The 26,516-nt window shown below is 66.7% G+C and carries 26 protein-coding genes; 11 read left to right on the top strand and 15 right to left on the bottom strand.

Features of this window, described 5'->3' with window-relative positions; genetic code table 11:
* Positions 1 to 51 precede the first annotated feature (51 nt).
* The 8 genes from MXB90_RS09695 to MXB90_RS09660 all read left to right on the top strand — a co-directional run bounded on the left by MXB90_RS09695 (position 52) and on the right by MXB90_RS09660 (position 6,973).
* Positions 52 to 960: a LysR family transcriptional regulator gene (locus MXB90_RS09695; RefSeq protein ID WP_250044056.1), complete on the top strand. Its 909-nt coding sequence runs from the start codon at positions 52 to 54 to the stop codon at positions 958 to 960.
* A gap of 120 nt (positions 961 to 1,080) precedes the next feature.
* Entirely contained in the window at positions 1,081 to 1,518 is a 438-nt protein-coding gene (locus MXB90_RS09690) for a DoxX family protein (RefSeq protein WP_250044054.1), read from the top strand.
* A gap of 77 nt (positions 1,519 to 1,595) precedes the next feature.
* Positions 1,596 to 2,459: a VOC family protein gene (locus tag MXB90_RS09685; RefSeq protein ID WP_250044052.1), complete on the top strand. Its 864-nt coding sequence runs from the start codon at positions 1,596 to 1,598 to the stop codon at positions 2,457 to 2,459.
* Between the two features lie 10 nt (positions 2,460 to 2,469).
* A complete protein-coding gene (locus tag MXB90_RS09680; protein ID WP_462982272.1) occupies positions 2,470 to 2,727 on the top strand; it encodes a hypothetical protein in 258 nt (85 codons plus the stop codon).
* Positions 2,728 to 2,931: 204 nt separating this feature from the next.
* Positions 2,932 to 3,936, top strand: a complete 1,005-nt coding sequence (gene dctP / locus MXB90_RS09675) for a TRAP transporter substrate-binding protein DctP (protein WP_250044049.1) — start codon at positions 2,932 to 2,934, stop codon at positions 3,934 to 3,936.
* Positions 3,933 to 4,439: a TRAP transporter small permease gene (locus MXB90_RS09670; RefSeq protein WP_250044047.1), complete on the top strand. Its 507-nt coding sequence runs from the start codon at positions 3,933 to 3,935 to the stop codon at positions 4,437 to 4,439. The genes dctP and MXB90_RS09670 overlap by 4 nt, the downstream gene beginning before the upstream one ends.
* Positions 4,436 to 5,725, top strand: coding sequence for a TRAP transporter large permease (locus MXB90_RS09665; protein WP_250044044.1), 1,290 nt, complete (start codon positions 4,436 to 4,438; stop codon positions 5,723 to 5,725). Before MXB90_RS09670 ends, MXB90_RS09665 begins: the two co-directional genes overlap by 4 nt.
* A 9-nt stretch (positions 5,726 to 5,734) precedes the next feature.
* Complete coding sequence (locus tag MXB90_RS09660) at positions 5,735 to 6,973, top strand: M24 family metallopeptidase (protein ID WP_250044042.1); 1,239 nt, start codon at positions 5,735 to 5,737, stop codon at positions 6,971 to 6,973.
* A 137-nt stretch (positions 6,974 to 7,110) separates the two neighbouring features.
* On the opposite strand, the gene MXB90_RS09655 is transcribed toward MXB90_RS09660, so the two are convergent.
* From MXB90_RS09655 to MXB90_RS09630, 6 genes are all read right to left on the bottom strand, one after another.
* Positions 7,111 to 7,959 (bottom strand): dipeptide ABC transporter ATP-binding protein, encoded by an 849-nt coding sequence (locus MXB90_RS09655; RefSeq protein WP_250044040.1) that lies wholly within the window; start codon positions 7,957 to 7,959, stop codon positions 7,111 to 7,113.
* The gene (locus tag MXB90_RS09650; RefSeq protein WP_250044038.1) at positions 7,956 to 8,795 is read right to left on the bottom strand and encodes an ABC transporter ATP-binding protein; all 840 of its coding nucleotides are present in this window, start codon (positions 8,793 to 8,795) and stop codon (positions 7,956 to 7,958) included. Before MXB90_RS09650 ends, MXB90_RS09655 begins: the two co-directional genes overlap by 4 nt.
* Position 8,796: 1 nt before the next feature.
* Positions 8,797 to 9,699, bottom strand: a complete 903-nt coding sequence (locus MXB90_RS09645; protein WP_250044036.1) for an ABC transporter permease subunit — start codon at positions 9,697 to 9,699, stop codon at positions 8,797 to 8,799.
* Positions 9,696 to 10,703, bottom strand: coding sequence for an ABC transporter permease subunit (locus MXB90_RS09640; RefSeq protein ID WP_250044034.1), 1,008 nt, complete (start codon positions 10,701 to 10,703; stop codon positions 9,696 to 9,698). Before MXB90_RS09640 ends, MXB90_RS09645 begins: the two co-directional genes overlap by 4 nt.
* Positions 10,704 to 10,794: 91 nt before the next feature.
* A complete protein-coding gene (locus MXB90_RS09635; RefSeq protein ID WP_250044032.1) occupies positions 10,795 to 12,399 on the bottom strand; it encodes an ABC transporter substrate-binding protein in 1,605 nt (534 codons plus the stop codon).
* 144 nt (positions 12,400 to 12,543) lie between these two features.
* Entirely contained in the window at positions 12,544 to 13,731 is a 1,188-nt protein-coding gene (locus MXB90_RS09630) for a M24 family metallopeptidase (protein ID WP_250044030.1), read from the bottom strand.
* 143 nt (positions 13,732 to 13,874) lie between these two features.
* On the opposite strand from MXB90_RS09630, the gene MXB90_RS09625 reads away from it, so the two are divergent.
* The 3 genes from MXB90_RS09625 to MXB90_RS09615 all read left to right on the top strand — a co-directional run bounded on the left by MXB90_RS09625 (position 13,875) and on the right by MXB90_RS09615 (position 17,450).
* The gene (locus MXB90_RS09625; RefSeq protein ID WP_250044029.1) at positions 13,875 to 14,573 is read left to right on the top strand and encodes a GntR family transcriptional regulator; all 699 of its coding nucleotides are present in this window, start codon (positions 13,875 to 13,877) and stop codon (positions 14,571 to 14,573) included.
* A 90-nt stretch (positions 14,574 to 14,663) separates the two neighbouring features.
* Entirely contained in the window at positions 14,664 to 16,244 is a 1,581-nt protein-coding gene (locus tag MXB90_RS09620) for an oleate hydratase (protein WP_250044027.1), read from the top strand.
* Between the two features lie 150 nt (positions 16,245 to 16,394).
* Entirely contained in the window at positions 16,395 to 17,450 is a 1,056-nt protein-coding gene (locus MXB90_RS09615; protein ID WP_250044025.1) for an alpha-hydroxy acid oxidase, read from the top strand.
* Here the strand turns inward: MXB90_RS09615 and MXB90_RS09610 are convergent.
* The 9 genes from MXB90_RS09610 to MXB90_RS09570 all read right to left on the bottom strand — a co-directional run bounded on the left by MXB90_RS09610 (position 17,443) and on the right by MXB90_RS09570 (position 26,370).
* Positions 17,443 to 18,255: an energy transducer TonB family protein gene (locus tag MXB90_RS09610; RefSeq protein ID WP_250044015.1), complete on the bottom strand. Its 813-nt coding sequence runs from the start codon at positions 18,253 to 18,255 to the stop codon at positions 17,443 to 17,445. The genes MXB90_RS09615 and MXB90_RS09610 overlap by 8 nt on opposite strands.
* Positions 18,252 to 18,698 carry a TonB system transport protein ExbD gene (exbD, locus tag MXB90_RS09605; protein WP_250044013.1) on the bottom strand — a complete coding sequence of 149 codons (447 nt, stop codon included), beginning with the start codon at positions 18,696 to 18,698 and terminating at the stop codon, positions 18,252 to 18,254. The genes MXB90_RS09610 and exbD overlap by 4 nt, the downstream gene beginning before the upstream one ends.
* Positions 18,699 to 18,701: 3 nt before the next feature.
* Positions 18,702 to 19,481 carry a tonB-system energizer ExbB gene (exbB, locus tag MXB90_RS09600; RefSeq protein ID WP_250044011.1) on the bottom strand — a complete coding sequence of 260 codons (780 nt, stop codon included), beginning with the start codon at positions 19,479 to 19,481 and terminating at the stop codon, positions 18,702 to 18,704.
* A gap of 1 nt (position 19,482) precedes the next feature.
* Positions 19,483 to 20,166: a Fe2+-dependent dioxygenase gene (locus MXB90_RS09595; RefSeq protein ID WP_250044008.1), complete on the bottom strand. Its 684-nt coding sequence runs from the start codon at positions 20,164 to 20,166 to the stop codon at positions 19,483 to 19,485.
* 46 nt (positions 20,167 to 20,212) lie between these two features.
* Complete coding sequence (locus tag MXB90_RS09590) at positions 20,213 to 22,588, bottom strand: TonB-dependent receptor (protein WP_250044006.1); 2,376 nt, start codon at positions 22,586 to 22,588, stop codon at positions 20,213 to 20,215.
* A gap of 156 nt (positions 22,589 to 22,744) precedes the next feature.
* Positions 22,745 to 23,770, bottom strand: a complete 1,026-nt coding sequence (locus MXB90_RS09585) for an AbrB family transcriptional regulator (RefSeq protein ID WP_250044004.1) — start codon at positions 23,768 to 23,770, stop codon at positions 22,745 to 22,747.
* 99 nt (positions 23,771 to 23,869) lie between these two features.
* Complete coding sequence (locus MXB90_RS09580; protein ID WP_250044002.1) at positions 23,870 to 24,970, bottom strand: 4-oxalomesaconate tautomerase; 1,101 nt, start codon at positions 24,968 to 24,970, stop codon at positions 23,870 to 23,872.
* Positions 24,963 to 25,634 carry a 4-carboxy-4-hydroxy-2-oxoadipate aldolase/oxaloacetate decarboxylase gene (locus MXB90_RS09575; protein WP_462982274.1) on the bottom strand — a complete coding sequence of 224 codons (672 nt, stop codon included), beginning with the start codon at positions 25,632 to 25,634 and terminating at the stop codon, positions 24,963 to 24,965. The genes MXB90_RS09580 and MXB90_RS09575 overlap by 8 nt, the downstream gene beginning before the upstream one ends.
* 1 nt (position 25,635) lies before the next feature.
* On the bottom strand, positions 25,636 to 26,370 hold the full coding sequence (locus MXB90_RS09570; RefSeq protein ID WP_250043998.1) for a PIG-L deacetylase family protein: 735 nt from the start codon (positions 26,368 to 26,370) through the stop codon (positions 25,636 to 25,638).
* Positions 26,371 to 26,516: the final 146 nt, after the last annotated feature.

The raw sequence follows: 26,516 nt of genomic DNA, 5'->3' as shown, positions 1-26,516 counted from the left end.
TCTGGCAATAATGTCGCCAAAGGCATACTTATTGCCATCACGGAGGAAGAAATGGACCGTCTTGAGTCTGACCGGATGTTCGTCGCCGTCATGGAAACCGGCAGCTTCACGGCCGCGGCCGAACGGCTTGGAACAAGTTCTGGCCAGGCGTCGAAGCTGGTTTCGCGGCTCGAATCCGAACTTGGCGTGCGGCTTTTGAACCGGACGACACGCGCCGTCGCTGCGACAGAGATTGGCCAGGCGTATTTCGACCGCCTCCGCCCCCTGCTTGATGAGTTCGACAATCTTGAGGCCTCGGTCCGGGATGCGTCGCATGAACCGCGCGGCCGCTTGCGCCTGACGGCGCCGCTGACCTTCGGCGCGATGGCGCTTGCGCCGACCCTGAATGCCTTTGCCCAGCAATATGCCGAGATCGAGCTTGATGTCAGCTTTTCCGACCGGGTGATAAACCTCGTCGATGAGGGGTTCGACATGGCCATCCGGGTGGGCCGCCCGGACGATTCCAGCCTGATCGCGCGCAAGCTCTGTGACGTCCGCCTGGTCGTGGTTGGCGCGCCGGCCTATCTTGACCGCAAGGGCGCGCCCATGACGCCGGACGACCTGGTGCATCATGCCTGCATCATCGACACCAACTTTCGCGACCCGGGCCGCTGGCCGTTCGGTCCGGCGGGGCATGAACAGATGGTCCCCGTGCGCGGACGGATCCGCTATTCGAACGCCGAGGCCTGTCTTGCCGCCGCAGAAGCGGGGCTTGGCCTTGCCTGCGTGCCGGCCTTCGTCGCGGGGAATGCGCTCCGGTCGGGGCGCGTCGTCCGGCTGCTGGCGGGATACGAGGCGGCGCCCTACGGGGTGCATGCGCTTTACCCGCATAGCCGACACCTGGCCGCGAAGGTTCGGGTGCTCGTCGACTTCCTGGCCGCGCACTATCGCGGCGCTCCGGCGTGGGAGGCGGGGTGGTAGGCAGTGCTGCCAATCTGGAAGCAATCATCTTCCCGTCGACCGGATTATCATTCGTTTCGCAGAGTGTCATCTTCCCCTCATCGACATCGCACCCACGCGCCCCTTCTGAGGAGAACCAAAATGACCTATGCCACCGCCACCACATCCATCCGCCCGTCGTTGATCGAAGGTGTGACCAATGCCGATCTTGCCGCGACGATCCTGCGCGTCGCGATGGGGGCGCTGTTTCTTGCCCATGCCGGGCTGAAGCTGTTCATTTTCACGCCGGCCGGCACGGTGGGCTACTTCGCCAGCCTCGGCCTGCCCGGGCCACTCGCTTATCTCGTCATCGCGGCCGAGCTGTTCGGCGGCCTCGCCCTGATCCTTGGCGCCTATTCCCGCTGGGTGTCGCTGGCGCTGGTGCCGATCCTGCTTGGCTCAATCTATGTGCCGCATGGCGCAGCCGGCTTCTTCTTCTCGAACGAAGGTGGCGGCTGGGAATTCCCGGCGTTCTGGGCGGTGACGCTGGTGGTCCAGGCCCTGCTGGGCGACGGCGCCTGGGCGTTGAAGCGCGCCTGATCCGATCCACGGGCCGCGGACGTCAGGCCCGCAGCCACACCCCTTTCCAGGACACACCCCTTTCAAGGAAGACCATCATGACCACCGCCAATGATTTCTTCGACATGCCTTCGGCGCCAATGCGGATCGGCACCGTCCGGCTGCAGGTGCGCGATCTTGAAACCGTCTCGGGCTTTTACCAGCAGGTTCTTGGCCTGGTCCCGCTTGAGACCGGCAACACCCGCGCGGTCCTTGGCACCGCTGGCGTTCCGCTTCTTGAGCTTTCGGGCGATCCTGACCTGACACCACTTGACCCGCGGCAAGCCGGGCTTTTCCACACCGCCTTCCTGATGCCGACGCGGTCGGACCTTGCGCATTGGGTCACCCACGTCGCCGCGGCGCGGGTGCCGCTTCAAGGCGCGTCCGATCACATCGTCAGCGAGGCGTTCTACCTCGCCGACCCTGAGGGCAACGGCATTGAGGTCTATGCCGACCGCCCGGTCGCACGCTGGCACGACAAGAACGGCAAGATCAAGATGAGCACCGATCCGCTTGACCTGCAGGACCTGCTGCAAGACGCCAAGGGCACCCGGTGGTCGGGCTTTCCCGAGGGCGGCTGCATCGGGCATGTCCACTTGCAGGTCGGTGACACATCTGACGCCGACCACTTCTATCGCGACGTGCTGGGCTTTGACATCGCCGCGCGCTACCCGGGCGCGAGCTTCTATGGCAGCGGCGGCTATCACCACCAGCTTGCCGGCAACATCTGGAACAGCCGCCGTGCCGGAAAACGTCCCACGCGGATGGCGGGTCTCGACACCGTCGAGATCATTGTTCGTGAGGCATCAGATCTCGCATCCATCGCCGCGCGCGCCGAAAGCGCCGGTTTCGAAAGCGCCACCCACGCCGACGGCCTGACCCTGCACGATCCCTGGGGCACCGCCATCACGCTGAAAAGCTAAGAAGAACACCATGCTTGGAAACGGGAAATGGGTGGCCGACTGGCAGCCGGTCCAGGCCAGGGATGCGAAGGGCGGCTTTGTCCGGCAGACCTCAAGCTTTCGCAACTGGGTCACTCGCGACGGCAGCGCTGGCCCCACCGGCGAAGGTGGCTTCAAGGCCGCGCCAGGGCGCTACCATCTTTACGTTGCACCCGAACTGTCCGACCAGGGCTGGCGCTTGGGCACCCTGGCCTGCGCCGCCAGCAAATCGCGGGTCCTACACCCCTGAAATAGGAAGAAAAATCCAACGCCCCGCAGTTCGGACGAACCGAAATCCGGCGGGCCACGGCGCGGTGGGCCCGTGTCGCGATCCGGTCGCGCGCCGCGGGAAGCCGTCCGTGGCCCCCCGGCCCCGTGCCCCGACAGCGCCCTTGCGCGAAACGCGCGACAGGCGGATAACTTTAACGAAACACGTCACACGCCGGAGGTTCCGATGATCACGCGCATCCTGTCCACCACCGCCGCCCTTGCGGTGCTTGCCACCGCTGCCGGGGCCGAAACGGTCTGGCGGTTCAACAACAACTACGCGCCCACCCGGCCGGAATCCGGGCATATCCGCACCTTCGCCGAAGATGTCGGCCGCCTGACCGATGGCAGCCTGAAGATTGAGGTGATCGAGGGTGGCGGCATGAACCTCAAGGATGCCGACGCGCTGCGCTGGATGCAGACCGGCACGCCGGAAATCGCCTTCATCTGGCCGACCTTCATCGGCCGCGACGCGCCCGATCTGGCCAGCCTTTACGTCTATGGCTCGGTCTCGACCGCCGAGGAACACCTCAAGGCCCTGCCGGCGGTAAAGACTGCCCTGACCGAGGGCTTTGCCGAACGCGGCATCCCGGTGGTGGGCTTCATGGCGCTGCCGATCATCGACGCAAGCCTGTTCTGCCGCGAGCCGGTCAAGACGCTGGACGAACTGCGCACGAAAAAGCTGCGCGTCGGCTCGCGTGAACAGGTCGAAACCTTCACCGCGCTGGGGGTGGCCGCGCAGATCATCCCGCAGAATGAACTGTATTCCGCGCTGCAGACCGGCGTGGTGGATTGCGCCCTTTATGCCGCGCGCTTCGCCCAGTCGATTTCCCTGCAAGAGGTGGCCAAACACGCGACCTATTCGGGCTTCCCCTTCCCGCCGGTGCCCTATGCGATCGTCGCCCATCAAGGCAGCCTCGACAAGCTGACCGAGGCCGAGCGTGCCGCCTTGGCCGAGGCGACGGCGGCCCTGGAAACGAACTCCTCCGATTTCTCGAAGGATGCCGAGGCCGAAGCCGCCGCGCGCAAGGCCCTGACTGACGCGGGCGTGACCTGGTATGACCCGCTGACCCCGGCCGAGGTCGAGGAAATCCGCGCCGCCGCCGCCAAGACCTGGGAAACCCTGTCCGCCGAGGGCGGCGACAAGGCGCTTGCCTACCGCAGCCAGATCCTAGAGGCGCTGGCCAAGTGAGCCTTCCTGAACGCATCGACCGGGCGATCCTATGGGTCGCCCGGGCCCTTGCAGCCCTGGGCGCGGGGGCCGTGGCGGTGATGGCCGCGCTGACGGTGGCGGCGGTCTTCATGCGCTATGGCCTGGGCGCGCCCTTTCGCTTTACCGAGGAGCTGGGCGGGCTGATGCTGGCCTGTTCGGTCTTTCTGGGCATGCCTTATGTGCTGGCCAGCCACGCCAACATCCGCGTCACGCTCGCCTCGGATCGGGCGCGGGGGCCGCTTCGGCGGCTGGTCTGGGTGCTGGGGCAGATCGTGCTGATCGCCTTTGCCGCGGTCTTTTTCCGTGACGCGCTGGCCGATGCGCAATTCACCCAAAAGCTGAACCTCAAGACCGAGGTGGCGCGCATCCGCCTTGCGCCCTTCGTCTGGGTCATGGTCGGTGCCGTGGGCCTTGTCGGCGCGATCGGCGCCTGGCAGGCGCTGCGCCCACCGCCCCAGAAACCCGAAGGACCACATCCATGATCTGGGCGGTGATGGGCGGCACGCTGCTGGGCACGGTGCTGACCGGCGCGGTGCTGGGCGCGGCGCTGGGGCTGACGGGCTTTGCCATCCTGCATTTCTGGTCGGGCGGCGCCACAAGCCTGGGCGTGCAGGCGGTCTGGAACACCTTCAACAGCTTTACCCTGACGGCGATCCCGCTGTTCATCCTGCTGGGGGAAATCCTTGTCGCCTCGGGCCTTGCGCGCAACATCTACCGCGCGCTCAGCCCGCTGTTCTCGCGCCTGCCGGGCGGATTGCTGCACACCAACATCGCGGTCTGCGGCCTGTTTGGCGCGGTGTCGGGCTCGTCAATGGCGGTGGCGGCGGCGGTGGGCTCGGTCGCCTATCCGGAGCTTACCCGGCGCGGCTATGACCGGCGCGCGGTGGTGGGCACGCTGGCGGGCGGCGGCACGCTGGGCCTTCTGATCCCGCCGAGCCTTAGCCTTCTGATCTATGGCGCCTTTACCGAAACCTCGATCGGCAAGCTGTTTCTGGCGGGTGTCCTGCCGGGGATCGTGGCGGCGCTGGCCTTCATGGCCTGGATCGTGATCCAGGCACGGCGCAACCGCACGATCGCCCCGGACGAGCCGCGCGTGCCGATCGGTCCCGCGCTGCGCGCCCTCGCCGAAACCTGGCCGCTGCTGACGCTGATCCTGGCCGTGCTGGGCAGCCTGTTCGCGGGGCTGGCCACACCGACCGAAAGCGCGGGCGTGGGCGTTCTGGCCGCCATCGTCATCGGCTTCACCAAGGGCGATCTGACGCTGGCCGGCATCGGCCAGGCGCTGATGACCACGGTCACCACCTTCAGCGTGATCGGCATGGTTTTCATGGGCGCGGTGATCCTGGCGCAGTCGATCTCGGTGCTGGGCCTGCCCCAGCAGCTGTTGCGCATGCTGACCGAATTGCAGATCGGCCCGCTGGAGCTGCTGGCAGTGGTGGTGCTGATCTATGTCCTTTTGGGCATGGTCTTCGATGGTCTGTCGATGATGATCATGACCCTGCCGATCGTCTTTCCGCTTCTGGTGGGGGTGGGCTATGATCCGGTCTGGCTGGGCGTGGTCATCACCCTGCTGATCGAGATCGGGATGCTGACCCCGCCGGTTGGCATGAACATTTTTGTCGTGATCGGCATGACCAATGGCGAGGTCCGGCTGGGTGAAGGCGCGCTGGCGGTGCTGCCCTACTGGCTGGTGTTACTGGGGCTGATCGCGCTGATCACCGCGTTTCCGGGGCTGGTGTTATGGCTGCCCGGGCTGGTCGCGCTGTAGGGGGGAACAATGGCAGATCTGGACCGTGCGCGCGCCAGCGCCCTGATGGCAGCCGAGGGGTTCGAGGCGCTGATCCTGCTGTCCCCCGAAAGCTTTCGCCACGCCACCGGCGCGCAGCCGGGGGTGGGCACGATGTGGCGCCGGGCGGGCGCGGTGGCGGTGCTGGTCCCCGCCGACCCAAGCCTGCCCGAGATGGCCGTGGTGTCGGACCTGTTCGTGCCCGCCTTCCGCGCCGCCTCGCACATCACCGATATCCGGCCAAGCCCGCTTTGGGTGGAAATCGCGGCCTTGCCGCCGGGCCTTGATGCCCTGCCCCTAGATAAGGCCCTGACCCAGGCCTGGACGGCCGAGGGGCGCGGGCCCGATTTCCTGCGCCCCACCACCTTCGATCCAGCGACCTGCTGGCGGCATCTGGCGCAGGCCCTGGCGGATCGCGGCCTGTCGCAGGCCCGCATCGGGGTGGAAATGGCAGCGATCTCTGCCGCCGATCTTCCGGCGCTGGCAAGCGCCCTGGCGCCCGCGCAACTGGTCGATGGCAGCGCGCTTTCCGCCCGGCTGAAGATGGTGAAAACCTCGGCCGAAATCGCCCTGCTGCGGCAGGCCGTTGAACTGGCGGAACTGGGCATCGCCGCGATCCGCGACGCCATTGCCCCCGGCATCAGCCGCAATGAGCTGTCCGCGATCTGGTCCGCCGCGATTGCCGCAAACAAAGGCGATGCGCCGCTGACCGGGGCCTGGGATTATCTGTCCGTCGGGCCCGATCCCTGGGGCGGCAATGCGGTGGCCCGGCCGGGCGATCTGGTCAAGGTCGACGTGGGCTGCCTGATGGCGGGCTATACCTCGGACACGGGGCGCACCTTCGTGGTCGGCGCGCCTTCGGCTGCGGCGCAGCGGGTGCATGACGCGCTGATGGCGGGGTTCCGGGCCGGGATGGCGGTGCTTGGCCCCGGCATCCCCCTGTCGCAGGTGCATCGCGTGACGCAAGACGCGATCCGCGCCGCGGGCCTGCCGGGGTTCAGCCGCGGCCATTACGGCCACGGCCTTGGGGCAAGCCTTGGCAGCGAAGAATGGCCCTTCATCGCCGCCGACAGCGACGTGATCGCAGAACCCGGCATGGTGCTGGCCTTCGAATGCCCCTTCTACGTCACGGGTCTTGGCGGTTTCATCATCGAGGATCAGGTGCTGATCACCGCCACGGGGGCCGAACCGATGAACCGCCTGCCCCATGACCTGATCGCTTGCGGCTAGGTCCGTTCAGGCGGTGGGCCCCACGGCAAGGGTCGGATGCCCCAGCTGCGCAAGACCGATCTGGCGGCGCCCGGATTGGCCTGACACCGCACCGCTACCGGGACGCGGGCAGGCCAAGGCGTTGATGCGGCGGCCTGTCAGGTGTGCTGGCGGGCCAGGCGGGCGGCCTTGCGCCGTTCCACGCGGGCGCGGATTGCGGCCACGTCGGTCACCGGGGTCGCGGCAAACAGCTGGCGCGTATAGGGGTGTTGCGGATCGGCGAAAAGCGCCTCGCGGCTGCCCTGTTCCACGGCCTCGCCTTTCGACAGCACCAGCACGTCATCGGCGATGTAGCGCACCACCGACAGGTCGTGGCTGATGAAGACGTAGGTGAGGTTGAATTCCTCTTGCAGGTCGGCCAACAGGTTCAGCACCTGCGCCTGCACCGACAGGTCCAGCGCCGAAACGGGTTCATCCAGCACCAGCAGCGCCGGGTTCAGCATCAGCGCGCGCGCAATCGCGATCCGCTGTCGCTGCCCGCCCGAGAACATGTGCGGATAGCGGTTGAAATGTTCCGGCATCAGGCCGACCTTGGCCAACATCGCCTCGGCCCGGTCGCGGCGTTCGTCGGCGGGCATGGAGGTGTTCAGGGCCAGCGGCTCCATCAGCACATCGCCGACCTTCTGGCGCGGGTTAAGGCTGCCGTAGGGGTTCTGGAACACCATCTGCACCTTGGACCGCATCTGCGGCGTCAGGCGGCGGCGGGCGATGTTGACCTCTTCGCCCTCGATCTTCAGGCTGCCGCCCGATTGCGGGTCGATCAGCGCGATGATCCGCGCCAGCGTGGATTTGCCCGATCCGCTTTCGCCCACGATCGCCAGCGTCTTGCCGCGTTCCACGGCGAAATCGACGCCCTTGACCGCGCGCACGGTGCTGGCCTTGCTGAACAGGCCGCTGCGGACGTGGTAATCCTGCGTCAGGGCGCGGCCTTCAACGACGATGGTCATTGCACAGCCTCCGATGCCATGAAGTCCGCAACCGTGGGCAGCCGGTCGCCGGTGGCGTTTTCCGGCAGGGCCGACAGAAGCGCGCGGGTATAGGGGTTCTTGGGCGCCTCGAACAGGGTCAGCACGTCGGCTTCCTCCATCTTGCGGCCCTTGTATTGCACGACGACGCGGTCGGCGGTTTCGGCCACCACGCCCATGTCATGGGTGATCAGGATCAGCGCCATGTCGTAGCGTTCCTGCAGATCCATCAGCAGGTCGAGGATCTGCTTCTGGATCGTCACGTCCAGCGCGGTGGTCGGTTCATCCGCGATCAGCAGGCGCGGGTTGGTGGCGATTGCCATGGCGATCATCACCCGCTGGCACTGGCCGCCCGACATCTGGTGCGGATAGGCGTTGATCTTGACCTCGGGTTCCGGGATGCCGACGGCGCGGAACAGGTCCAGCGCGCGGGCGCGGGCGGCGCGGCGGTCCAGGCCCAGGTTCAGGCGCAGCACCTCCTCGATCTGGAAGCCGACGGTGAAGGACGGGTTCAGCGAGGCGATCGGTTCCTGGAAGATCATCGTGATCTCGCGCCCGATCAGGCGGCGACGTTCTGCCGGGGTCATCTTCAGCAGGTCGCGCCCGTCAAAGGTCATTTCATCGGCGGTGATAGTGGCGGTGTCGGGCAAAAGCCCCATCACCGCCAGCATCGACACCGATTTGCCCGAACCGGATTCGCCCACGATCGCCAGCACTTCGCCCTTGTCGACCGACACGTCGATACCGTCCACGGCGGTAAAGGCGCCGGTGGCGGTGGCAAAGCGCACCGTCAGGTTCTTGATGGACAGGAGGCTCATGTCAGCTCCGCTTCAGTTTCGGGTCAAGGGCATCGCGCAGCCCGTCGCCCATCAGGTTGATCGCCAGCACCGAGGTCAGGATCGCAAGGCCCGGCAAGGTCACCACCCACCAGGCGCGCAGGATGAATTCGCGCGCCTCGGCCAGCATGGTGCCCCATTCCGACGCCGGCGGCTGGGCGCCCATGCCCAGAAAGCCAAGCGCGGCGCTGTCCAGCACGGCGGACGAAAACGACAGCGTGGCCTGCACAATCAGCGGCGCAAGGCAGTTCGGCAGGATCGTCTTGAACATCAGCCGCAGGTTGCCCGCGCCCGCCACACGGGCGGCGGTGACATATTCGCGGGCCTTTTCGCCCATCACCGCGGCGCGGGTCAGGCGGGCGAAATGCGGCTGATAGACGATGGCGATCGCGATCATCGCATTGGTCAGGCCGGGGCCCAGGATCGCCACCAGCACCAGCGCCAAGAGCAGCGACGGGAAGGCCAGGATCACATCCATCACCCGCATGATGACGGTATCGACCCAGCCGCCGAAGAAGCCCGCCAGCAGCCCCACGATGATCCCGCCCACCAGCGCGATCGACACGACGACGATGCCGATGAACAGCGAAAACTGCGCGCCATAGATCAGGCGCGAAAGCATATCGCGCCCGACCGCATCGGTGCCCAGAAGGAAGCCCGCGCGCCCGCCCTCTTGCCACACCGGCGGCACCAGAAGCGCGTCGCGGTATTGCTGGGTCGGGTCATGCGGCGCGATCAGCGGCGCGAAGATCGCCACCAGCACCAGCGCCAGAAACACCCACATCCCCGCAACGGCGCCGCGGTTCTGGCGGAAGTAGAACCAGAAATCGGCCAGCATCCGGCGGCGGATCGCCGCGTCCGACAATTTGACTGCAGTATCGCTCATTTGTGGCGGATCCTCGGGTTGATCAGGCCATAGGTCAGGTCGACGAGCAGGTTCACCAGCATCACCAGCCCCGCAATCAGCAGAAGGCCCGATTGCACCACCGGATAGTCGCGCCGCGAAATGGAATCGATCATCCATTTACCGATGCCGGGCCAGGAAAAGATCGTCTCGGTCAGGATCGCGCCCGCCATCAGCACGCCGACCTGCAGGCCGATCGTGGTGATCACCGGGATCATCGCGTTGCGCAGCGCATGCACGCCCACCACCCGCGATTGCGGCAGGCCCTTGGCGCGGGCGGTGCGCACGTAATCCTCGCCCATCACCTCAAGCATGGCCGACCGGGTCTGGCGCGCGATCACCGCCAGCGGGATCGTGGCCAGCACCACCGCCGGCAGGATCAGGTGCGACGCGGCCGAGGCGAACGCCCCCTTCTGCCCTGAAAGCAGGCTGTCGATCAGCATGAACCCGGTGACCTGCGGAAAGAAATACATCAGGCTGATGCGCCCCGACACCGGCGTCCATTGCAGGATGCCGGAAAACAGGATGATCAGCAAAAGGCCCCACCAGAAGATCGGCATGGAAAAGCCCACCAGCGCCCCGGTCATGGAAATCTGGTCGAACCACGACCCCCGCCGGATCGCCGCGATCACGCCCACGGGCACGCCGACCAGCGTGGCGATCACGATCGCGACCAGGCCAAGTTCGACCGTCGCCGGGAACAGGGCCAGGAATTCGGTCAGCACGGGTTTCTTGGTAACCAGCGAATTGCCAAGGTCGCCCTGCAAAAGCCGGCCCAGAAAATCGAAATATTGCTGCCAGATCGGCCGGTCAAAGCCCAGCTGCGCCGACAGTTCGGCATGGCGTTCGGGCGTGATGCCACGTTCGCCCGCCATAAGCAGCACCGGATCCCCCGGCAGAACCCGCACGAAGCTGAAGGCAATAAGCGTGATGCCCAGAAAGGTGGGGACCAGATACAGCAGTTTACCGAGGATGAACCGGATCATTCAGTCTTTCCTTGAAAGGCGAGCGGCCCCGAAGGGCACGCGGGCCTTGAAAGGCGCGCGGGGTGTGCCCCCGCGCGCCCGGTTTTCCGCCTTATTCGGCGATGTCGACGGCTTCAAAGGTGAAGTCGCCAAGCGGGCTCATCACAAAGCCCGACACCTTGTTGGACATCGGCACATACTGGGTCGAATGGCCCAGCGTGGCCCAGGGCGCCTGATCCTTGAAGATCACCTGGGCTTCTTCGTAAAGCCGGGTGCGCTCGGCCACGTCGGCGGTCTGCTTGGCCTGGCTGATCAGCGCCGAGAAGTCCTCGTTGCACCACTGGGCGCGGTTCGCGCCGCCCTCACCGGCCGCCGCGCAGGACAGCAGGACGCCCATGAAGTTGTCCGGGTCGCCGTTGTCGCCGGTCCAGCCCAGGATCACCGCGCCGTCGCGGTTCACCTCGGTCGACTTCTTCAGGTATTCACCCCATTCATAGGTCACGATCTCGACCTTGACGCCGACCTTGGCGAAGTCTTCCTGCATCAGTTCCGCCGCGCGGCGCGCGTTGGGCATGTAGGGACGCTGCACCGGCATCGCCCAGATCTTCATCGACAGATCCTTGACGCCTTCTTCCTCCAGGATCTTCTTGGCGGCTTCCGGATCATAGGGATCGTCCACGATCGCGTCGTTATAGGACCACATGGTCGGCGGGATCGGGTTCTTGGCGACCTGGCCCGCGCCCTGATAGACCGCGTCGATGATCGCCTGCTTGTTGATCGCCATGTTCAGGGCCTTGCGGACCTTGGCATTGTCGAACGGCGCCATGGTGGTGTTGTAGCCAAGGTAGGCCACGTTCAGCCCGGCCTGTTCGTCCAGCTTCAGGTTCGGATCGGCCTTGATGGTTTCAAGATCGGCCGGCGACGGGAACGGCATCAGGTGGCATTCGCCGGCCTTCAGCTTTTGCAGGCGCACGGCGGCATCCGGGGTGATCGCAAAGACCAGATCGTCGATCATGGGCGCATCGCCCCAGTAGTCGGCGTTCTTGGCGTAGCGGATCACCGCGTCCTTCTGATAGGCCACGAACTTGAACGGGCCGGTGCCGACCGGCAGGTTGTTCAGGTCTTCGCGCTTGCCGGCCTTGTCCAGCGCCTCGGCATATTCCGCCGAGATGATCGAGGCGAAGGGCATCGCGATGTTCGCCATGAAGGGCGCCTCGGGGCGGGTCAGCACGAACTTGACCGTGTAGTCATCGACCTTGACGATTTCCTTGATAAGCGAGGCCATCTCCATCGAGTTGAAATACTCGTAGCTCACGCCGGCGATATACTGGTTCCACGGGTGGTCGGCCTTGCCCTGACGTTCGTAGCTGAAGATCACGTCATCGGCGTTGAAATCGCGGGTGGGGGTGAAGATCTCGTTCGAATGCCACTTCACGCCCTGACGCAGCTTGAAGGTGTATTCCAGGCCATCGGCCGAAACTTCCCAGGCCTCGGCCAGGCCGGGCTCGATCTCGGTGGTGCCCTTCTTGAACTCGACCAGGCGGTTATAGACCGGGTGGGCCGAGGCATCGAAGGTGGTGCCAGAGGTGTAGGGCGCCGGGTCAAAGCCTTCGGGCGAGGCTTCCGAGCAGTAGACGAAGGTCTTGGCCATGGCCGGCATGGCCGTCATCATCGCCAGGGCCGAGGCGGCAACCAGGCTGCGGGTCACAAGTTTCATGTCGAGGTCCTTTCACTCGCTGTTGCGTAGGGGGCCGGCCGGTTGGTTCGGGCCGGTATTCTTGTGGTTATTCGGGCGGACAGGCCGCCCATATACTATTGCAGACACATCACAAGTCGGTGGGATTCAATGGGCGACGCGACGTCAACGGGCGGCGGGTCCGAACGGATCCTCCAGGCTATGGGCAGGGGCGGTAAACCAGCGCGGGCCGGTTTCGGTCATGTAGACGATATCCTCCAGGCGCACCCCGCATTCGCCGTAAACGCACAGCATCGGTTCGATCGAGAAACACATGCCCGGTTCCAGCGGCGTGGCATTTCCCGCGACGATATAGGGCTCTTCGTGAATGTCGAGGCCCAGCCCGTGCCCGGTGCGGTGCGGCAGGCCCGGCACGCGGTAGCCGGGGCCGAAACCTGCATCGGTCAGCACGGCGCGCGCGGCGGCATCGATATCGGAACAGGGCGCGCCCAGACGCGCCGCTGCAAACGCGGCGGCTTGCGCGCGCTGCTCCAGCGTCCAAAGATCGCGCTGGCGCTGGGTCGGCGGGCCAAAGACATAGCTGCGCGTGATATCGGACCGATAGCCCTGCAGGATGCCACCCATGTCGACCAGCACCATATCGCCCCGGGCCAGCGTCTGCGGATAGGGCACCCCATGCGGATAGGCAGTGGCCTCGCCGAACTGCACCGCCACGAACAGCGGCTTCAGCCCCAGCGCGATATGGGCGGCGTTGACGAATTCGGCCACCTCGGTGGTGCTGATGCCTTCACGCAAGCCCGCGTGAACGGCGCGCTGCACCGACAGGCTGGCATCCATCGCGGTCTGGATGATGGCGATTTCGGCCGCCGATTTCACCTGCCGCTGCGCCACGATCATCGCCTGCGCCGAACTTACCCCGCCCCCGGTCGCACGCATCAGCGCATCGGCAAAGACGAAGGGCGTGGCCGGGTCGATCGCAAGCCCCGCGCCGGGGGCGTCACTGGCGGCCAGTTGCGCCGCGATCAGGGCAAAGGGATCTTCGTCCTCCTCCCACATCGCAATCTGGCCGGGGATGCGGATCAGGGTCTGAAGCTTCGGCTCCTCAAACGTAGGTGTGACGTAGGTCAGCGGCCCCGATGCGGGCACCAGTGCGCCATGGATGCGTTCGGACAGGCCAAGGTTCAGCCCCGTGTAATAGGTCAGCGAGGATGAGGCATCCAGCCACACCGCCTTGACCCCCGCGCGCTGCATCCGGGCCTGAAGGCCGCCCAGACGGGTCCGCAGTTCGGCATCGGTAATGGCGGGCGCCGTCACCGGGCGAAAGGCGGAAAGGGCAAGGGAAAGGTCGGTCATGGGCGATCCATCCGATGGGCGCATCTTCACGCAGGCGGGCCAGAATCGACCGAAAGCCGCGCCCCCGGTCACTGTCGCGTCTTGTTAGCGAGATCGGATCCAATATACAATATCCTATAATTGTCCGCCGGAAAGGGGATCGCATGGCGCTAAAGCCCATGGATGTGTCGCAGACCCGATCTGCCGCCGCGCTGGTGTTTGACGCGCTGCGCAGCGCAATCATCACAGGCGACCTGAAGGATGGCGACCCGCTGCGGCAGGACGAAATCGCGCGCATGTTCAACACCAGCCGCATCCCCGTGCGCGAGGCGATCACCATGCTGGAACAGCAGGGCCTGGTGAAGACCCAGCGTTACAAGGGCGCGGTCGTGGTCGGCCTGTCGCTAGAGGCGGCAAGCGAAATCTTTGATTTCCGCTGCCTGGTCGAGGCGCATGTGATGCGGGTCTCTGTCGCGCGGATGACCCCCGATCTGATCGCGCAGGCCTATCGCATTTGCGACGAATTCAGCACCATCACCGATACGATGCGCTGGGGCGATCTGAACCGGGCCTTTCATGCCACGCTGTATTCCGCATCGGGGCTGCCGTTCCACCAGGCGACGCTGGACAATGCGATGGACCGGCTTGATCGCTACCTGCGCGCGCAGCTTCTGCTGACCGATGGCCATGCCCGCGCCGATGCCGAACACCGCGCGATTGTCCAGGCCTGCGCACAGGGCGATGCCGATGGCGCGGCGGATCTGATCGTGGCGCATATCCGCGCCGCCCATGCCTCACTTTCGGAACATCTGGCGCAGATCCAGTCGGATTTCCGCGCCTCATGGGACAACCGCAGCGAATAGAGCCCCGCCCCGGGATGGAACTGCGCCCGGTTTTTCTGGACGCGTCACGCCAAATGCGGTTCTCTGGGCTTTCGGAACAAGGGGCCACACATGGCACAGCATCGGGCGACGGGCCGGCACTATATGGTCGGGGGCGGCATTGCGGCGCTGTCGGCGGCTGTCCTGCTGATCCGGGATGGCGGTGTGCCGGGCGATCAGATCACGATCCTTGAACATCGCGACACAGCCGGTGGCAGCCTTGATGGGTCGCGCCAGGCCGAAGCGGGCTATCTTACCCGTGGTGGCCGAATGTTTGAGCCGAACTTCGTCTGCACCCTGGACCTGCTGTCCGCGATCCCCGCGCCCGATGATCCCGCGATCTCGGTCAGGGACGATATCATCGCCTTCAACCGCATGGTGCCGGGCCGGGCCGAATGCCGCCTTGTGCGCAACGGCCACAGGGCCGAGGATCGGTACCAACTTGGCCTGGGCGCAGAAGAAATCGTCGCGCTCAACCGCCTGTTGCTGATCCCCGAGGGGCGGCTTGGCGCGCGCACCATCAATGACTGGTTCGCGCCCGCCTTCTTTGGCACGAATTTCTGGGTGATGTGGTCCACCATGTTCTCGTTCCAGCCGTGGCATTCGGTGGCCGAGATGCGGCGCTACATGCGGCGTTTCCTGCACCTGTTCCCCGGCCTTGCGCGGATCGAAGGCATCCTGCGGACCCGCTACAACCAATATGACTCGATCGTCGCGCCGATCCTGCACTGGCTGTCCGCGCAAGGGGTGGACTTGCGCACGGGCGCCAGCGTGGCCGACGTGACGATCACGGGCACAGCGGATGCCCGGCGGGTGACACAGCTGCATCTGTCCACAGGCACGACCATCGACATTGCCCCCGAAGACCGGGTTTATCTGACCCTGGGGTCCATGACCGACGCCACCGTGACCGGCGACAGCGACACCCCGCCACCCGCATCGGACGCCCCTGCCCCGGGGTTTGACCTGTGGCGCCGTCTGGCAGCCCGCCATGAAGGGCTGGGCCGCCCCGAGGTCTTTGCAGGCCGCCCGGACCGGACATCTTGGACCTCGTTCACTGTCACGCTGCCCTCGCCGGCCTTCGTGACGTTCATGGAGGATTTCACCCGCAACCGGACCGGAACCGGCGGTCTGGTCACCTTCGCGGAATCCGGCTGGCTGATGTCCATCGTCATGTTCCACCAGCCGCATTTCCGCGGCCAGCCCGCCAACCAGCCCGTGTTCTGGGGCTATGGCCTGCGCGGTGACCGGCCGGGTGACGCGATCGCCAAACCCATGGCGCAAGCCACCGGCCATGAGATGCTGGACGAACTTGCCCATCAGCTGCGGCTGACCGCAAACCAGCGCGCCGAATTCTTCGGCGGCGCGCGGGTCATCCCCTGCCGGATGCCCCTGATCACCAGCCAGTTCATGCCCCGCCAGCCCGGCGACAGGCCCCCGGTCATTCCGCGCGGGGCCGAAAACTTTGCCGTGATCGGACAGTTCTGCGACCTCCCGCGCGAATGCGTGTTCACGGTGGAATATTCCATCCGTTCCGCCTGGACGGCGGTCCACCGCCTGACCGGGGCGATCGCGCCCCCGCCCCCCGTGGTGCGCAGCGACCGCGACCCGCGCGCGTTGCTACGGGCTGCCGGGGTGCTTTTGTCGGGCTGACCCATGCACGCGAAAAGCGGGCGCCTGACCCCAGCCCGCATCACCTTCCGCCCCGGCGCAGCCCGGAAAAAGTAATTATGAAACCGTGCCTTGACCCCCGCTTGACCTGAAACCCATAATCAGCGCCGGGCCGCTTTTCAGTGAAAATCAATGGCCTGCCATCCCGGAGAGACCCCCGTGAACCGCCCGCTGCATGACCTTGAATCCGCCGCCGCGCAGACCATGCCTGCCCCGGCCTTTGCCTATGTCGCGGGGGGTGCGGGGCGGGAACGGACCTTGCGCGCCAATGAACAGGCCTGGGGCGACCATGCCCTGCGCCCGCGCCTGATGACCGATATGGCGGGGTTTTCGACCGCGACCACCATCGCCGGGCTGCGGCTGGACTTTCCCTGCCTGGTCGCGCCGATGGCCTTTCAGCGCCTGGCCTGCGCGGAAGGCGAGGCCGCGATGGCCCGTGCGGCGGCGGCGCAGGGCGCGGGGATGGTGCTGTCGTGCCAGACCTCGGTCCCGCCCGAGGATGTGGCCGTGGCCCCGTTCTGGTTTCAGCTCTATCTGCAACCCGATCCGGCCGCGACGCGGGCCTTGGCGGCGCGGGCGCTGACGGCGGGGGCAAGCGCGCTGGTGGTGACGGTGGATGCGCCGCTGAACGGCGTGCGCAACCGTGAAATTGCCGCGGGTTTTCAGCTGCCCGAAGGCATCCGCCCGGTGATGCTCGATGCGCTGCCCATGCCCCCGCCTGCCGGGATTGAAGGGCTGCTGGCGCGCGCGCCGGTGTGGGACGATCTGACAGAACTTTGCGCCGAAAGCCCGGTGCCGGTGCTGGCCAAGGGCGTGATGACGCCCCACGATGCCACCCGCGCGATGCAGGCCGGATGCGCCGGGGTGATCGTGTCGAACCACGGGGGCCGGGTGCTGGATGGCCTGCCCCCGACCGCCCGCGTTCTGCCCGCGATCCGCGCCGCCCTGCCCGGTGTGCCGGTGCTGGTCGATGGCGGCATCCGCGCAGGCGAGGATATGCTGGTGGCGCTGGCCCTTGGGGCGGATGCGGTGCTGCTGGGCCGGCCCGCCTTTTACGCGCTGGCGCTTGACGGGGCGGCGGGGGCGGCCGCCTGCCTGCGGCGGCTGCGCGACGAATTCGCCGTGGCGATGGGGCTGATGGGGCGCCGCACCCTGGCCGAGATCGGGCCCGATTGCCTGTTCACTTGACCGAATAGACGATCGGCACCCGCATCGGAAACGGCCCCGGCCCCATCGCGGCGGGGGGCGCGGGCAGACCCGCCAGCCCGTCGATCAGCGCCAGCGCCGCCTGATCCAGCACCGGATGGCCGGACCTTTCCAGCACTGACCGCGCCACCACCCGGCCATAGCTGTCCAGGCTGAAGCCCAGGATCACCTTGCCCTCGGTCCGGGCATTGCGCGCCGCCTTGGGATAGGTCTTGGCCGCGGCCAGCGCCAGAACGATGGCCTTTTGCCAATCCTCGATCCGCGCCCTGTCTTCATCCGACAGGCCAAGCTCGGCCTCGGTCGAGCCGCTTTGCGGCTGATCGCCCGCCGATGGCGCGGGGCTGGCGGCGGTCGAGGGCGGGGCGAATTCGGTATGGGTTTTGTCCTGCACCTCGGTCGCAACCTCGGTCGCGTCCTTCTTGGCCTCAACCGGGTCATCCGGGGTCGAGATGCGGAACTGCAACTCCGGGTCGGCCACCGGATCGGGGATCTGCGCCAAGATAGGGTCATTCGCCGCCCTTGCGGGTTCGGTCTTTTCGGGGCTGTCCATCTGGGCGGCGCTATCGGTGGCGGCCTCGCCCTGGGCCAGGTCGGTTTCGGGCGCGGCCAGGATCATGTCGACATCGGCCAGGTCAATGAATTCGCGCCCTTTCAGACCCGCCTCAGCCGGGGGCGGGGCGACGGGCTGGGCCAGAAAGGCGGCCAGCACCGCCGCATGGGCCGCGGCGCTGACGGCAAGGCCGATGGTCCAGACGGGCGCGGCCCGGGCGGGAAAGGCCAAGCTCATGGCGCGGCCCCTTCGGTGGTGGCGGGGTCTTCCTCCAGACCGACAAGGCCGATCTTCAGATAGCCGGTCCCACGCATCCGGTTCATCACCGCCATCACCTCGCCATAGGGCACGGCGCGGTCGGCGGAAATATAGATCCGCGTGTCGCGTTTCAGACCCGTGGCAATGTCCAGCTCCATCGGCAGGGCATCAAGCGCGATCGGCAGATCCCCCACCAGCAGCGACAGATCGGATTGCACCGTCACGATCACCGGCGCATCCGGGCGCGGCGCGGGGGTGGCGGTCGCCACCGGCAATTCCACCGGCACATCCACCGTGGACAGCGGCGCCGCGACCATGAAGATGATCAGCAGCACCAGCATCACATCGATGAACGGGGTGATGTTGATATCGGTATTGGCGGCCAGATCGTCATCTGCGCCCGAAGACAGCCGTGCAGCCATGGCTTACTCCGCCGCCAGGGGGATGACATCGGCGCCATCCGGCGCGGCCTGCGCCGCACGGTCCAGATCGCGCGACAGGGTCCGTTCCACCAGTGCCGCCGCATCGCCCAGCCGCGCCCGATAGCCGCCAATGGCGCGGGTCAGGTGGTTGAACAGCAGCACCGCCGGGATCGCCGCGACAAGGCCGATGGCGGTGGCCAGCAACGCCTCGGCAATGCCGGGGGCGACAACGGCAAGGTTCGTGGTGCCGCTGGCCGCGATGCCGACAAAGGCATTCATGATGCCCCAGACCGTGCCGAACAGCCCGATGAAGGGCGCGGTGGACCCGACGGATCCGATCACCGTCACCCCAGATTGCATCGCCCGCGCGGCCCCGCCCTCGATCCGCGTCAATTCCATCGCGACGCGGTCCTTGACGCCCGCGGCGGGCAGGCCGGTGGATGCCGCAATCTCGGCCAGGGTCGCGGCCTGCATCCGGCCCAGCTCGCCCCTGGGTGCCGGCGCCGCGCCCAGGCGGCCATGCCCCGTCAGCCGCCGGTAATCGCGCCCGATCCGGGACGAGGCGCGCGCGATCTGCACCAGCTTGCCCGCCCAGATCGCCCAGACCAGAACCGAGGCCACGCCCAGCCCCAGCATCACCGATTTCACCACCCAATCGGCATCCATGAACATCGCCAGCGGCGTCAGCGCATCGGATGCATCGGCGGCGGCCAGCCGGTCGGCCAGCGCAGGCAGGCCCCAGTCGCGCAACGTGGAAATCAGAACATCGTTCGCAGCGGCCATGTCACACCTCGGCCCATTGGCGGATCAGGTTGTGGTAAATCCCGGTCAGACGCAGCACGTCGGGCGCATTGGCGCCCAGTTCCGCGCCCAGCGATTGAATGGATTGGTCCAGATCGAACAGCATCTCGCGCCGCTGGGCATCGCGCACCATCGACTGGACCCAGAAGAAGCTGGCCACCCGGGCCCCGCGCGTCACCGGCGTCACCTGATGCAACGAGGTCGCGGGATAGACCACCGCCGCCCCGGCCGACAGCTTGACCGTCTGCGCGCCATAATGGCCTTCGACGATCAGCCCGCCCCCGTCGTAATCTTCGGGGTCCGACAGGAACAGCGTGCAGGACACATCGGTGCGGATCTGCCGCCCCGCGCCGGGGATCACGCGGATCGCATTGTCCACATGCGTGCCAAAGGTCTGCCCGCCCTCATAGCGGTTGAACATCGGCGGCAGGATCTGCGCGGGCAGCGCCGCCGAAACCCAAACCGGATGCGCCGTCAGCGCGCCGATCAGGCGGGCCTGAAGATCGGGCAGAACGGGGCTGTTCAGCGGGATCTGCGCATTGCGCTTGATTTCCGCCGATTGCGGCCCGGCGGTGTGGCGGCCGTCCTGCCAGTCGGCGGCGTCCAGCGTGGCGCGGATGGCTGCGACCTGGTCGCGGGTCAGGATGTCGGGAATGGTGATCAGCATCTGGCTGCTCCTTGAATGGCCCGGGCAATGCCGCCCGGGCGGTGTTTCAGAACTTCATGCTGAGGGTGACCGAGGCCGTCCGCCCCGGCGCGACATAGACGAAGGGCGATCCCGACCGATAGGCCGTGTCGTAATAGGTTTCGTCCAGCAGGTTATCGACGCGCATCGACAGCACCCGGTCATTGCCCAGGTCGTATTCGGCCATCGCATCCAGCCGCCAATAGGCCGGCAGCGTGTTGCCATTGGCCGCCATCGACCCAAGGTTCTGGCCGCCGTTCCAGGTGGCCTGCCCGCCGATGGTCCAGGCCTCGGTCAGCTGATACTGCGCCAGCAGGTTGAACTGCTTGTGCGCGGTATTGGCCAGTTCCTTGCCGATATCGCCAGCCACAGCGCTCGCCAGCACCTTGCTGTCCATCCAGGTCGCAGCGCCATACAGCGACAGACGATCCATCACCTTGCCCGCGATGCCCAGTTCGATCCCCCGCACCCGGTATTTTCCGGTGGCAAGGGTCACCGCCGCATCGCCCCGCCCAAGGGTTTCGCGCGCATTGGATTTCGTGGTCTGGAACGCCGCCGCCGTCAGGCCAAGATGCCCCAGATCCCATTTCGTGCCCAATTCGATCGAGCGGTTTTCTTCCGGGTCCAACAGCTGGCTGGCCTCATCCAGGCCCGAATAGGCACCGCCCCCCGCATCCAGTTCCTGCCCCATCGGGTTGGCCGAGGTCGCATAGGCCAGATAGACCATGCCCTGATCGTTCAGCTTGTAGGTCAGCCCCGCGTTCCAGGTGAACAGCGTGTCCTGGCGGGCATAGCGGTATGCGGCCTCACCCGCGCCGCCCGTGCGGGTAATGTCGTAATCATCCAGCCGCAGGCCCAGATTCAGGCTTAGCTTTTCGGACAGCGCCATCGTGTCGGTCAGGTAAAGCGACACGGTATCCACCTTGGTGACGCGGGGGGTATAGGACAGCGTCAGCGTTGACCCCGCGGGCCAGCAAACCGAGGTGTCCGGGTTCACCACAGACACCAGATCCCGGCAGGAACTGCCGCTGACGCCGCCGAAATCCTCGGACAGGGCGCCGGCATAGCCCAGCTGCGTGATTTCCTCACGCGAGACGGCAAAGCCTGCGACCAAGCTGTGCTTCACCGCCCCGGTGTCAAAGCCAAAGGACAGCTCGGTGGTGTTCGACAGCGTGCGATTGATCTGACGCGTGGATTTCGCCGACAGGTTCGACAGGATCCAGTCGTCCCCCACCAGCGTCGCCCCCGACGGCACCGAGACGACATAGTCGATGCCCGTCCGCCCAACGCGCGTGCGGTTGGTCAGCGCCACATCGGGGCTGATGTCATAGCGCAGGCCAAGGGTGGCGATGTCCTGGAACCCGTCCTGAAAATCGCGGCCCTCGACCGTGTAGGTCGTGTCGCGGTCCAGCCCGATCGTTTCCGTCGCGGGACCGCCGTTGATCCACGGGATGCCCCAGTCCGGCGTGCCGGTCATCTCCAGGTGATAGGCATCCAGCGTCAGCTTCAGCCGATCGCTGGCGTCATATTCCGCTGCCAGCGACAGGCCCAGCCGGTCATCCTCAATCCCGTTGCGGCCCGCGACCTTGCCCGTCTGCGCCATCGCGCCAATGCGGGTGCGGAAGCGATCATTCCAGACCTTGTTCCAGTCGACCGTCTGGCGTGCCAGCGCGTTCAGGCCCAACGTGGTTTCGGTCTTCACGAAATCCTCGGCCTGCGGTTTCCTGGTGACCACGTTGACCGCGCCGCCCGTGGTGCCGCGCCCGGCGATCGACCCCGACGGCCCCTTGGTGATTTCCACCTGTTCGGTGTTGAACGTCTCGCGCAGCGCCGCACCCGCGTCGCGCACACCATCGATATAGACGTCATTGGTGGCCTTGAAACCGCGGATATACAGCACGTCGCCAAAGGCATTGCCGCCCTCGCCCGTGCCCAGCGTCAGCCCCGGCGTGGTGCGCGCCAGTTCCCGGACCGAGGTGGCGTTCTTGTCGGCCAGCACCTCGGCGGTGATCGCAGTCACCGTGCGCGCGGTCTGTGACAGCGGCTGACCCAGCAGGGAATTGCCCGAGGTCACGGCGCGATACCCGGCATTGGGGTCGGCATAGGGCGAAAGCCCCCCTGCCCCGGCGACCGGGCCCTGGGGCGCCTCGACCACCGGCGCCGGTTCTGGCGCGGGGCTGGGCGCGGCGGGCGCCGCCGTCACGCGGCGCTTGCGCACCACGACGGGTTGTTCGGGGGCGGCGGTTTCCACCTCCAGCGTGGGCAGGGTGATGACATCTTGCGCGGCGACCGGCGCGGCGGTTCCCATCACCGCGACGGTGGCCAATGCAAGGCTGTTGCGTGCGGGCAGGCCTGCGCCATGCAGGCCCGGCTGCCTCAGCGAGGCAGTCATTTTCATCGACATTTCTCGTCCCTTTAGAAAGTCTTGTGGATTTTTGACTGTTCAGCGCGGTGGCTGATCTCAGGGATGAGAATGGCTGCCGTTCGGCAGGCGATACTAATGCCGAGTATTTAAGTCAACCATTGTCGGGCCAAATTGTCGCAGGGGAAATGCGCCCGCTCAGCGCCGCAGCAACCGGAAGGCCAGCGGCGCGACCATGATCACGAACAGGATGCGCGCGACGTGATGCAGCGCCACAAAGGCCACATCCGCCCCGATCGCCATCGCGATCAGCCCCATTTCGGTCAACCCGCCGGGGGCCAGGGCCAGAACCGCCTGTTCCATGCCCACCCCCGCAAAGCGGCCCATCACCAGCCCCGTGCCATAGGCCAGAACCAGCGTCAGCGCCGTGGCAATCACGCTTAGCACCCCGGCGCGGGCCAGCGTGGCGGTGCCGATGCCGCGAAACCGGCAGCCCAGCACCGTGCCCAGCATCACCTGGGCCGCATTGACCAGCAACGTCGGCGGCGCGCTTTCCGTCACCCCCGCCAGATGCACCGCCGCCGACAGCGCCAGCGGCCCCAGGAAGGTGGGTGCCGGAAACCGCAGCCGCTTGCCCAGCCAGATGCCCAGCACCGCGCTGCCCAACAGCACCAGCGCATCGACCGCGGTGATCGCGCTGGTCGCCCCCATCGGCGCGCCCACCGCCGCCTGCCCCTGCACCACGCGAAACCACACCGCGATCAGCGCGATGGTGGCCACGATGCGCAGGCTGTGGGCCAGGATCACCGGGGGCACCTTGGCGCCGGCGGCCTCGCCAATCTCGATCATCTCGGTCAGGCCGCCGGGCATGCCGGCGAAATAGGATGTGGTCCAGTCCAGCCGCCCGGCATAGCGGTAGAACGGCACGATGGTCAGCGCCACCGCCACCACATAGCCCATCAACACCGCCACCGTGCCCAGCCAGACCTGCCCCTGCGCCAGAACATCGGGCGTGAAGCGCGACCCCAGCAGCACGCCGATCACCGCCACCACCCAGGGCCGGATGCCGTCGGGCCCCTTGACCGGCGCGCGCAGCACCGCCGCCGCCATCGTGGCAAACAGCGCGCCCAGCATCCAGGGCAAGGGCAGCGACAGCGCGAAAAACGCCGCACCCCCCGCCGTTCCGATGGCAAGGGCCAGCGCTATGCGAAGCGGGTCGGGCAAGATCATGTCCTTCGGGATCGGGGCGGGGCGCCGGGTTCGCGGCAATCTGGCCCAGTTTGCCGCCGCCGTCCACCACCCCCTGGCCGCGCAGGCCGCGCCCTAGCCCTGTGGCGCATCTTGGGTTTCCGGCGCCGGAAAAACGCGCCCGTCAAACAGCTTGCGCGCGGTGCGCAAGGTGCCCGCCCCCGCGACCGTGCCATCGGCGGCGATGTCCAGCAACACCTCGGCCGCGCCGGTGGGATGTTCCACCCGGAACCGCCCGTCGCCGGGCAGCTGCGCCACCTGCGCGGCGGGGCTTTCGGGCATCAGGCAGGCGCTGGCCACGCTGACCGCCGCCAGCACCCCGATCGAGGCATGAACCCGATGCGGGATCAGGCTGCGCGTGGCAATCGCACCGCCCTGGCGGGGCGGCGATACCAGCGTCATCTTGGGGACCGATTGGGCGGCAACATCGCCCAGCCCCATCATCGGCCCGGCCTTCAGGCGGATCGCCTCGATCCGGGCCTTGACCGGGGCCATCGCCTCGATCGTGTCGCGATCCTCGGCCCCGGTCAGGCCGAAGGCGGCGGCGGGCATCACCACCACGGGCATGCCATTGTCGATCAGGGTGCAGGGCACGCCGTCAATGTCATCGCAGGCCCGCCCCGTGGGCAGCAGCGCCCCGCACATCGCGCCCGCGATGTTGCGAAACATCAGCGGCACGGCGGCATGACGCCCCGGCACCCCGTCAATCCGCGCCGCGCCGGCATAACACACGCGCCCGCCCGGGGTCTGCACCCGCGCCAGCGCCAGTTCGCCGGAATTCAGCTGATGGATGCGCACCGCGGTTTCGCCCGGCACCGCCGCCACCAGCCCGCGTTCGATCGCCGCAGGGCCGACAGCGGCCAGAATATTGCCGCAGGGCTGCGCCGCCGACACCCGCGCCTGATCGACAAAGACCTGCAGGAACAGGTAATCCACATCGGCATCATCGCGGCTGGGCGGCGACAGGATCGCCACCTTCGAGGTCAGCGGATCACCCCCCCCGATCCCGTCGATCTGGCGCGGATCTGGGCTGCCCATGACACGCAGCAACAGCGCATCGCGCGCGTCCGGATCGGCGGGCAGGTCGCGGGCCAGAAACACCGCAGCCTTCGATGTGCCCCCGCGCATCCACAGGCAGGGGATGCCATCGCCATCCGGGCAGGCCGCGTCAGACATATTTCAGCCCCTTCGCCGCCAGCCGCGCGCGCATGTCATAGATGTCCAGGCCCAGTTCCCCCGCCGCCAGCCGCTGGCGTTTCGCCTCTTCGGCGGCAAGGCGCGCTTCGGCGGCGGCCAGAACCGACGCCGCATCGGCGCGGGGCACCACGACCACGCCATCATCATCGGCCACGATCACATCGCCCGCCACAATCGCCTGACCGGCGCAGACGATGGGCACGTTGACCGATCCCAGCGTCTCCTTGACCGTGCCCTGCGCGCTGATCGCCCGTGCCCAGACCGGAAAGCCCATCGCCGTCAGGTCGCGCACATCGCGCACGCCCGCATCAATCACCAGCCCCCGGCAACCCCGCGCCATCGCGCTGGTCGCCAGCAGATCGCCGAAATAGCCGTTGTCACAGGGGCTTGTCGGGGCCAGCACCAGAATGTCGCCGGGCTGCAGCTGTTCGATGGCGACATGCACCATCCAGTTGTCGCCCGGCGGCGCGCTGATCGTGACCGCGGACCCCGCGATCTGCGCCCCGGCATAGATCGGCCGCATGTAGCTGTGCAGACAGCCGCTGCGGCCCTGCGCCTCATGCACGGTGGCGACGCCCGCGCGCGCCAGCCCGTCGATCACCACCGCCGGGGCGCGCGCAATGTTCTGAACCACGACACCCATGTCAAAGCTCATCCACGGTGCGCGGAAAGATCGACTGGAACCCTTCGGCATATTTGCAGCCCCGCCCGCCCGACTGCCCGCCCGAATTGCGGGTGAAATGGTTGGCGCGGTTCTGCGCCACGCGGGTGTAGAAATCCCACAGATGTTCCTGGCCTTCCATGCATTCGATCGCGGCGCGCTTCTTGTCCCAGACAGGGGTGATGTCCAGGAAGGTGTCGGGCTTCCAGCCCATCTGTTCGGTCTGATGCGGTTCGAACAGATAAAGCTGCGGCGCGCCCAGCACCTTTTGCCCCGGATTATGGCCCCAGGCCTGCGCGGTGGATCGGCATTCCAGCACCACCTGCGTGGTATACATGTGATCGGAATTATAGGGGTCGTATTGCGAATGGCTTAGCATGAAGGCGGGTTGCACATCGCGCATCACGCCGACCAGCCGGTCCTTGTCGGCGCGCGTCATCTCTAGCGGGTAATCGCCCAGATCGAAGGTGATCAGGTCATGCACGCCAAGCGCTTCGGCGGCGCGTTCGGCCTCGGCGCGGCGGGCATCCTTGACGCGCTGCAGGGTCATGCCCGGCTGTTTCCACAGCTTGGCGCTTTCGCCCCGTTCGCCGAAAGACAGGCAGACCACGGTGACCTTGTAGCCCATCTGCGCATGCAGCGCGATCGCGCCGCCGCAGCGCCAGACGAAATCGGCGGCATGGGCGGAAATGACAAGCGCGGTTTTCGCATCGCTCATGGCGGGGGTCCTTTCAATGTTCATCACCCCCAGCAAAGCCACCCCGGCGGGGCCAGATCAAATCCGAACCGCGTCAGCGCGGATAAGCGCAGGCTATTGCCAGCAGGCCGGGGCGGTGCAGATGCCGCATTTTCCCCGGTTCCGGG

Source organism: Phaeovulum molybdatiresistens, from assembly GCF_023544865.1.
In the GTDB taxonomy this organism is placed as follows: domain Bacteria; phylum Pseudomonadota; class Alphaproteobacteria; order Rhodobacterales; family Rhodobacteraceae; genus Pontitalea.
Note: the sequence above shows the minus strand (reverse complement) of the source record. Positions and strands in the feature narration are given on the sequence as shown.

What these genes read in the sequence shown, in the direction of transcription:
- MXB90_RS09695 (WP_250044056.1), top strand. Translation starts at nt 52, where the DNA reads ATGGACCGTCTTGAGTCTGACCGGATGTTCGTCGCCGTCATGGAAACC.
- MXB90_RS09690 (WP_250044054.1), top strand. Translation starts at nt 1,081, where the DNA reads ATGACCTATGCCACCGCCACCACATCCATCCGCCCGTCGTTGATCGAA.
- MXB90_RS09685 (WP_250044052.1), top strand. Translation starts at nt 1,596, where the DNA reads ATGACCACCGCCAATGATTTCTTCGACATGCCTTCGGCGCCAATGCGG.
- MXB90_RS09680 (WP_462982272.1), top strand. Translation starts at nt 2,470, where the DNA reads ATGCTTGGAAACGGGAAATGGGTGGCCGACTGGCAGCCGGTCCAGGCC.
- dctP (WP_250044049.1), top strand. Translation starts at nt 2,932, where the DNA reads ATGATCACGCGCATCCTGTCCACCACCGCCGCCCTTGCGGTGCTTGCC.
- MXB90_RS09665 (WP_250044044.1), top strand. Translation starts at nt 4,436, where the DNA reads ATGATCTGGGCGGTGATGGGCGGCACGCTGCTGGGCACGGTGCTGACC.
- MXB90_RS09660 (WP_250044042.1), top strand. Translation starts at nt 5,735, where the DNA reads ATGGCAGATCTGGACCGTGCGCGCGCCAGCGCCCTGATGGCAGCCGAG.
- MXB90_RS09655 (WP_250044040.1), bottom strand. Translation starts at nt 7,959, where the DNA reads ATGACCATCGTCGTTGAAGGCCGCGCCCTGACGCAGGATTACCACGTC.
- MXB90_RS09650 (WP_250044038.1), bottom strand. Translation starts at nt 8,795, where the DNA reads ATGAGCCTCCTGTCCATCAAGAACCTGACGGTGCGCTTTGCCACCGCC.
- MXB90_RS09645 (WP_250044036.1), bottom strand. Translation starts at nt 9,699, where the DNA reads ATGAGCGATACTGCAGTCAAATTGTCGGACGCGGCGATCCGCCGCCGG.
- MXB90_RS09640 (WP_250044034.1), bottom strand. Translation starts at nt 10,703, where the DNA reads ATGATCCGGTTCATCCTCGGTAAACTGCTGTATCTGGTCCCCACCTTT.
- MXB90_RS09635 (WP_250044032.1), bottom strand. Translation starts at nt 12,399, where the DNA reads ATGAAACTTGTGACCCGCAGCCTGGTTGCCGCCTCGGCCCTGGCGATG.
- MXB90_RS09630 (WP_250044030.1), bottom strand. Translation starts at nt 13,731, where the DNA reads ATGACCGACCTTTCCCTTGCCCTTTCCGCCTTTCGCCCGGTGACGGCG.
- MXB90_RS09625 (WP_250044029.1), top strand. Translation starts at nt 13,875, where the DNA reads ATGGCGCTAAAGCCCATGGATGTGTCGCAGACCCGATCTGCCGCCGCG.
- MXB90_RS09620 (WP_250044027.1), top strand. Translation starts at nt 14,664, where the DNA reads ATGGCACAGCATCGGGCGACGGGCCGGCACTATATGGTCGGGGGCGGC.
- MXB90_RS09615 (WP_250044025.1), top strand. Translation starts at nt 16,395, where the DNA reads ATGGCCTGCCATCCCGGAGAGACCCCCGTGAACCGCCCGCTGCATGAC.
- MXB90_RS09610 (WP_250044015.1), bottom strand. Translation starts at nt 18,255, where the DNA reads ATGAGCTTGGCCTTTCCCGCCCGGGCCGCGCCCGTCTGGACCATCGGC.
- exbD (WP_250044013.1), bottom strand. Translation starts at nt 18,698, where the DNA reads ATGGCTGCACGGCTGTCTTCGGGCGCAGATGACGATCTGGCCGCCAAT.
- exbB (WP_250044011.1), bottom strand. Translation starts at nt 19,481, where the DNA reads ATGGCCGCTGCGAACGATGTTCTGATTTCCACGTTGCGCGACTGGGGC.
- MXB90_RS09595 (WP_250044008.1), bottom strand. Translation starts at nt 20,166, where the DNA reads ATGCTGATCACCATTCCCGACATCCTGACCCGCGACCAGGTCGCAGCC.
- MXB90_RS09590 (WP_250044006.1), bottom strand. Translation starts at nt 22,588, where the DNA reads ATGTCGATGAAAATGACTGCCTCGCTGAGGCAGCCGGGCCTGCATGGC.
- MXB90_RS09580 (WP_250044002.1), bottom strand. Translation starts at nt 24,970, where the DNA reads ATGTCTGACGCGGCCTGCCCGGATGGCGATGGCATCCCCTGCCTGTGG.
- MXB90_RS09575 (WP_462982274.1), bottom strand. Translation starts at nt 25,634, where the DNA reads ATGGGTGTCGTGGTTCAGAACATTGCGCGCGCCCCGGCGGTGGTGATC.
- MXB90_RS09570 (WP_250043998.1), bottom strand. Translation starts at nt 26,370, where the DNA reads ATGAGCGATGCGAAAACCGCGCTTGTCATTTCCGCCCATGCCGCCGAT.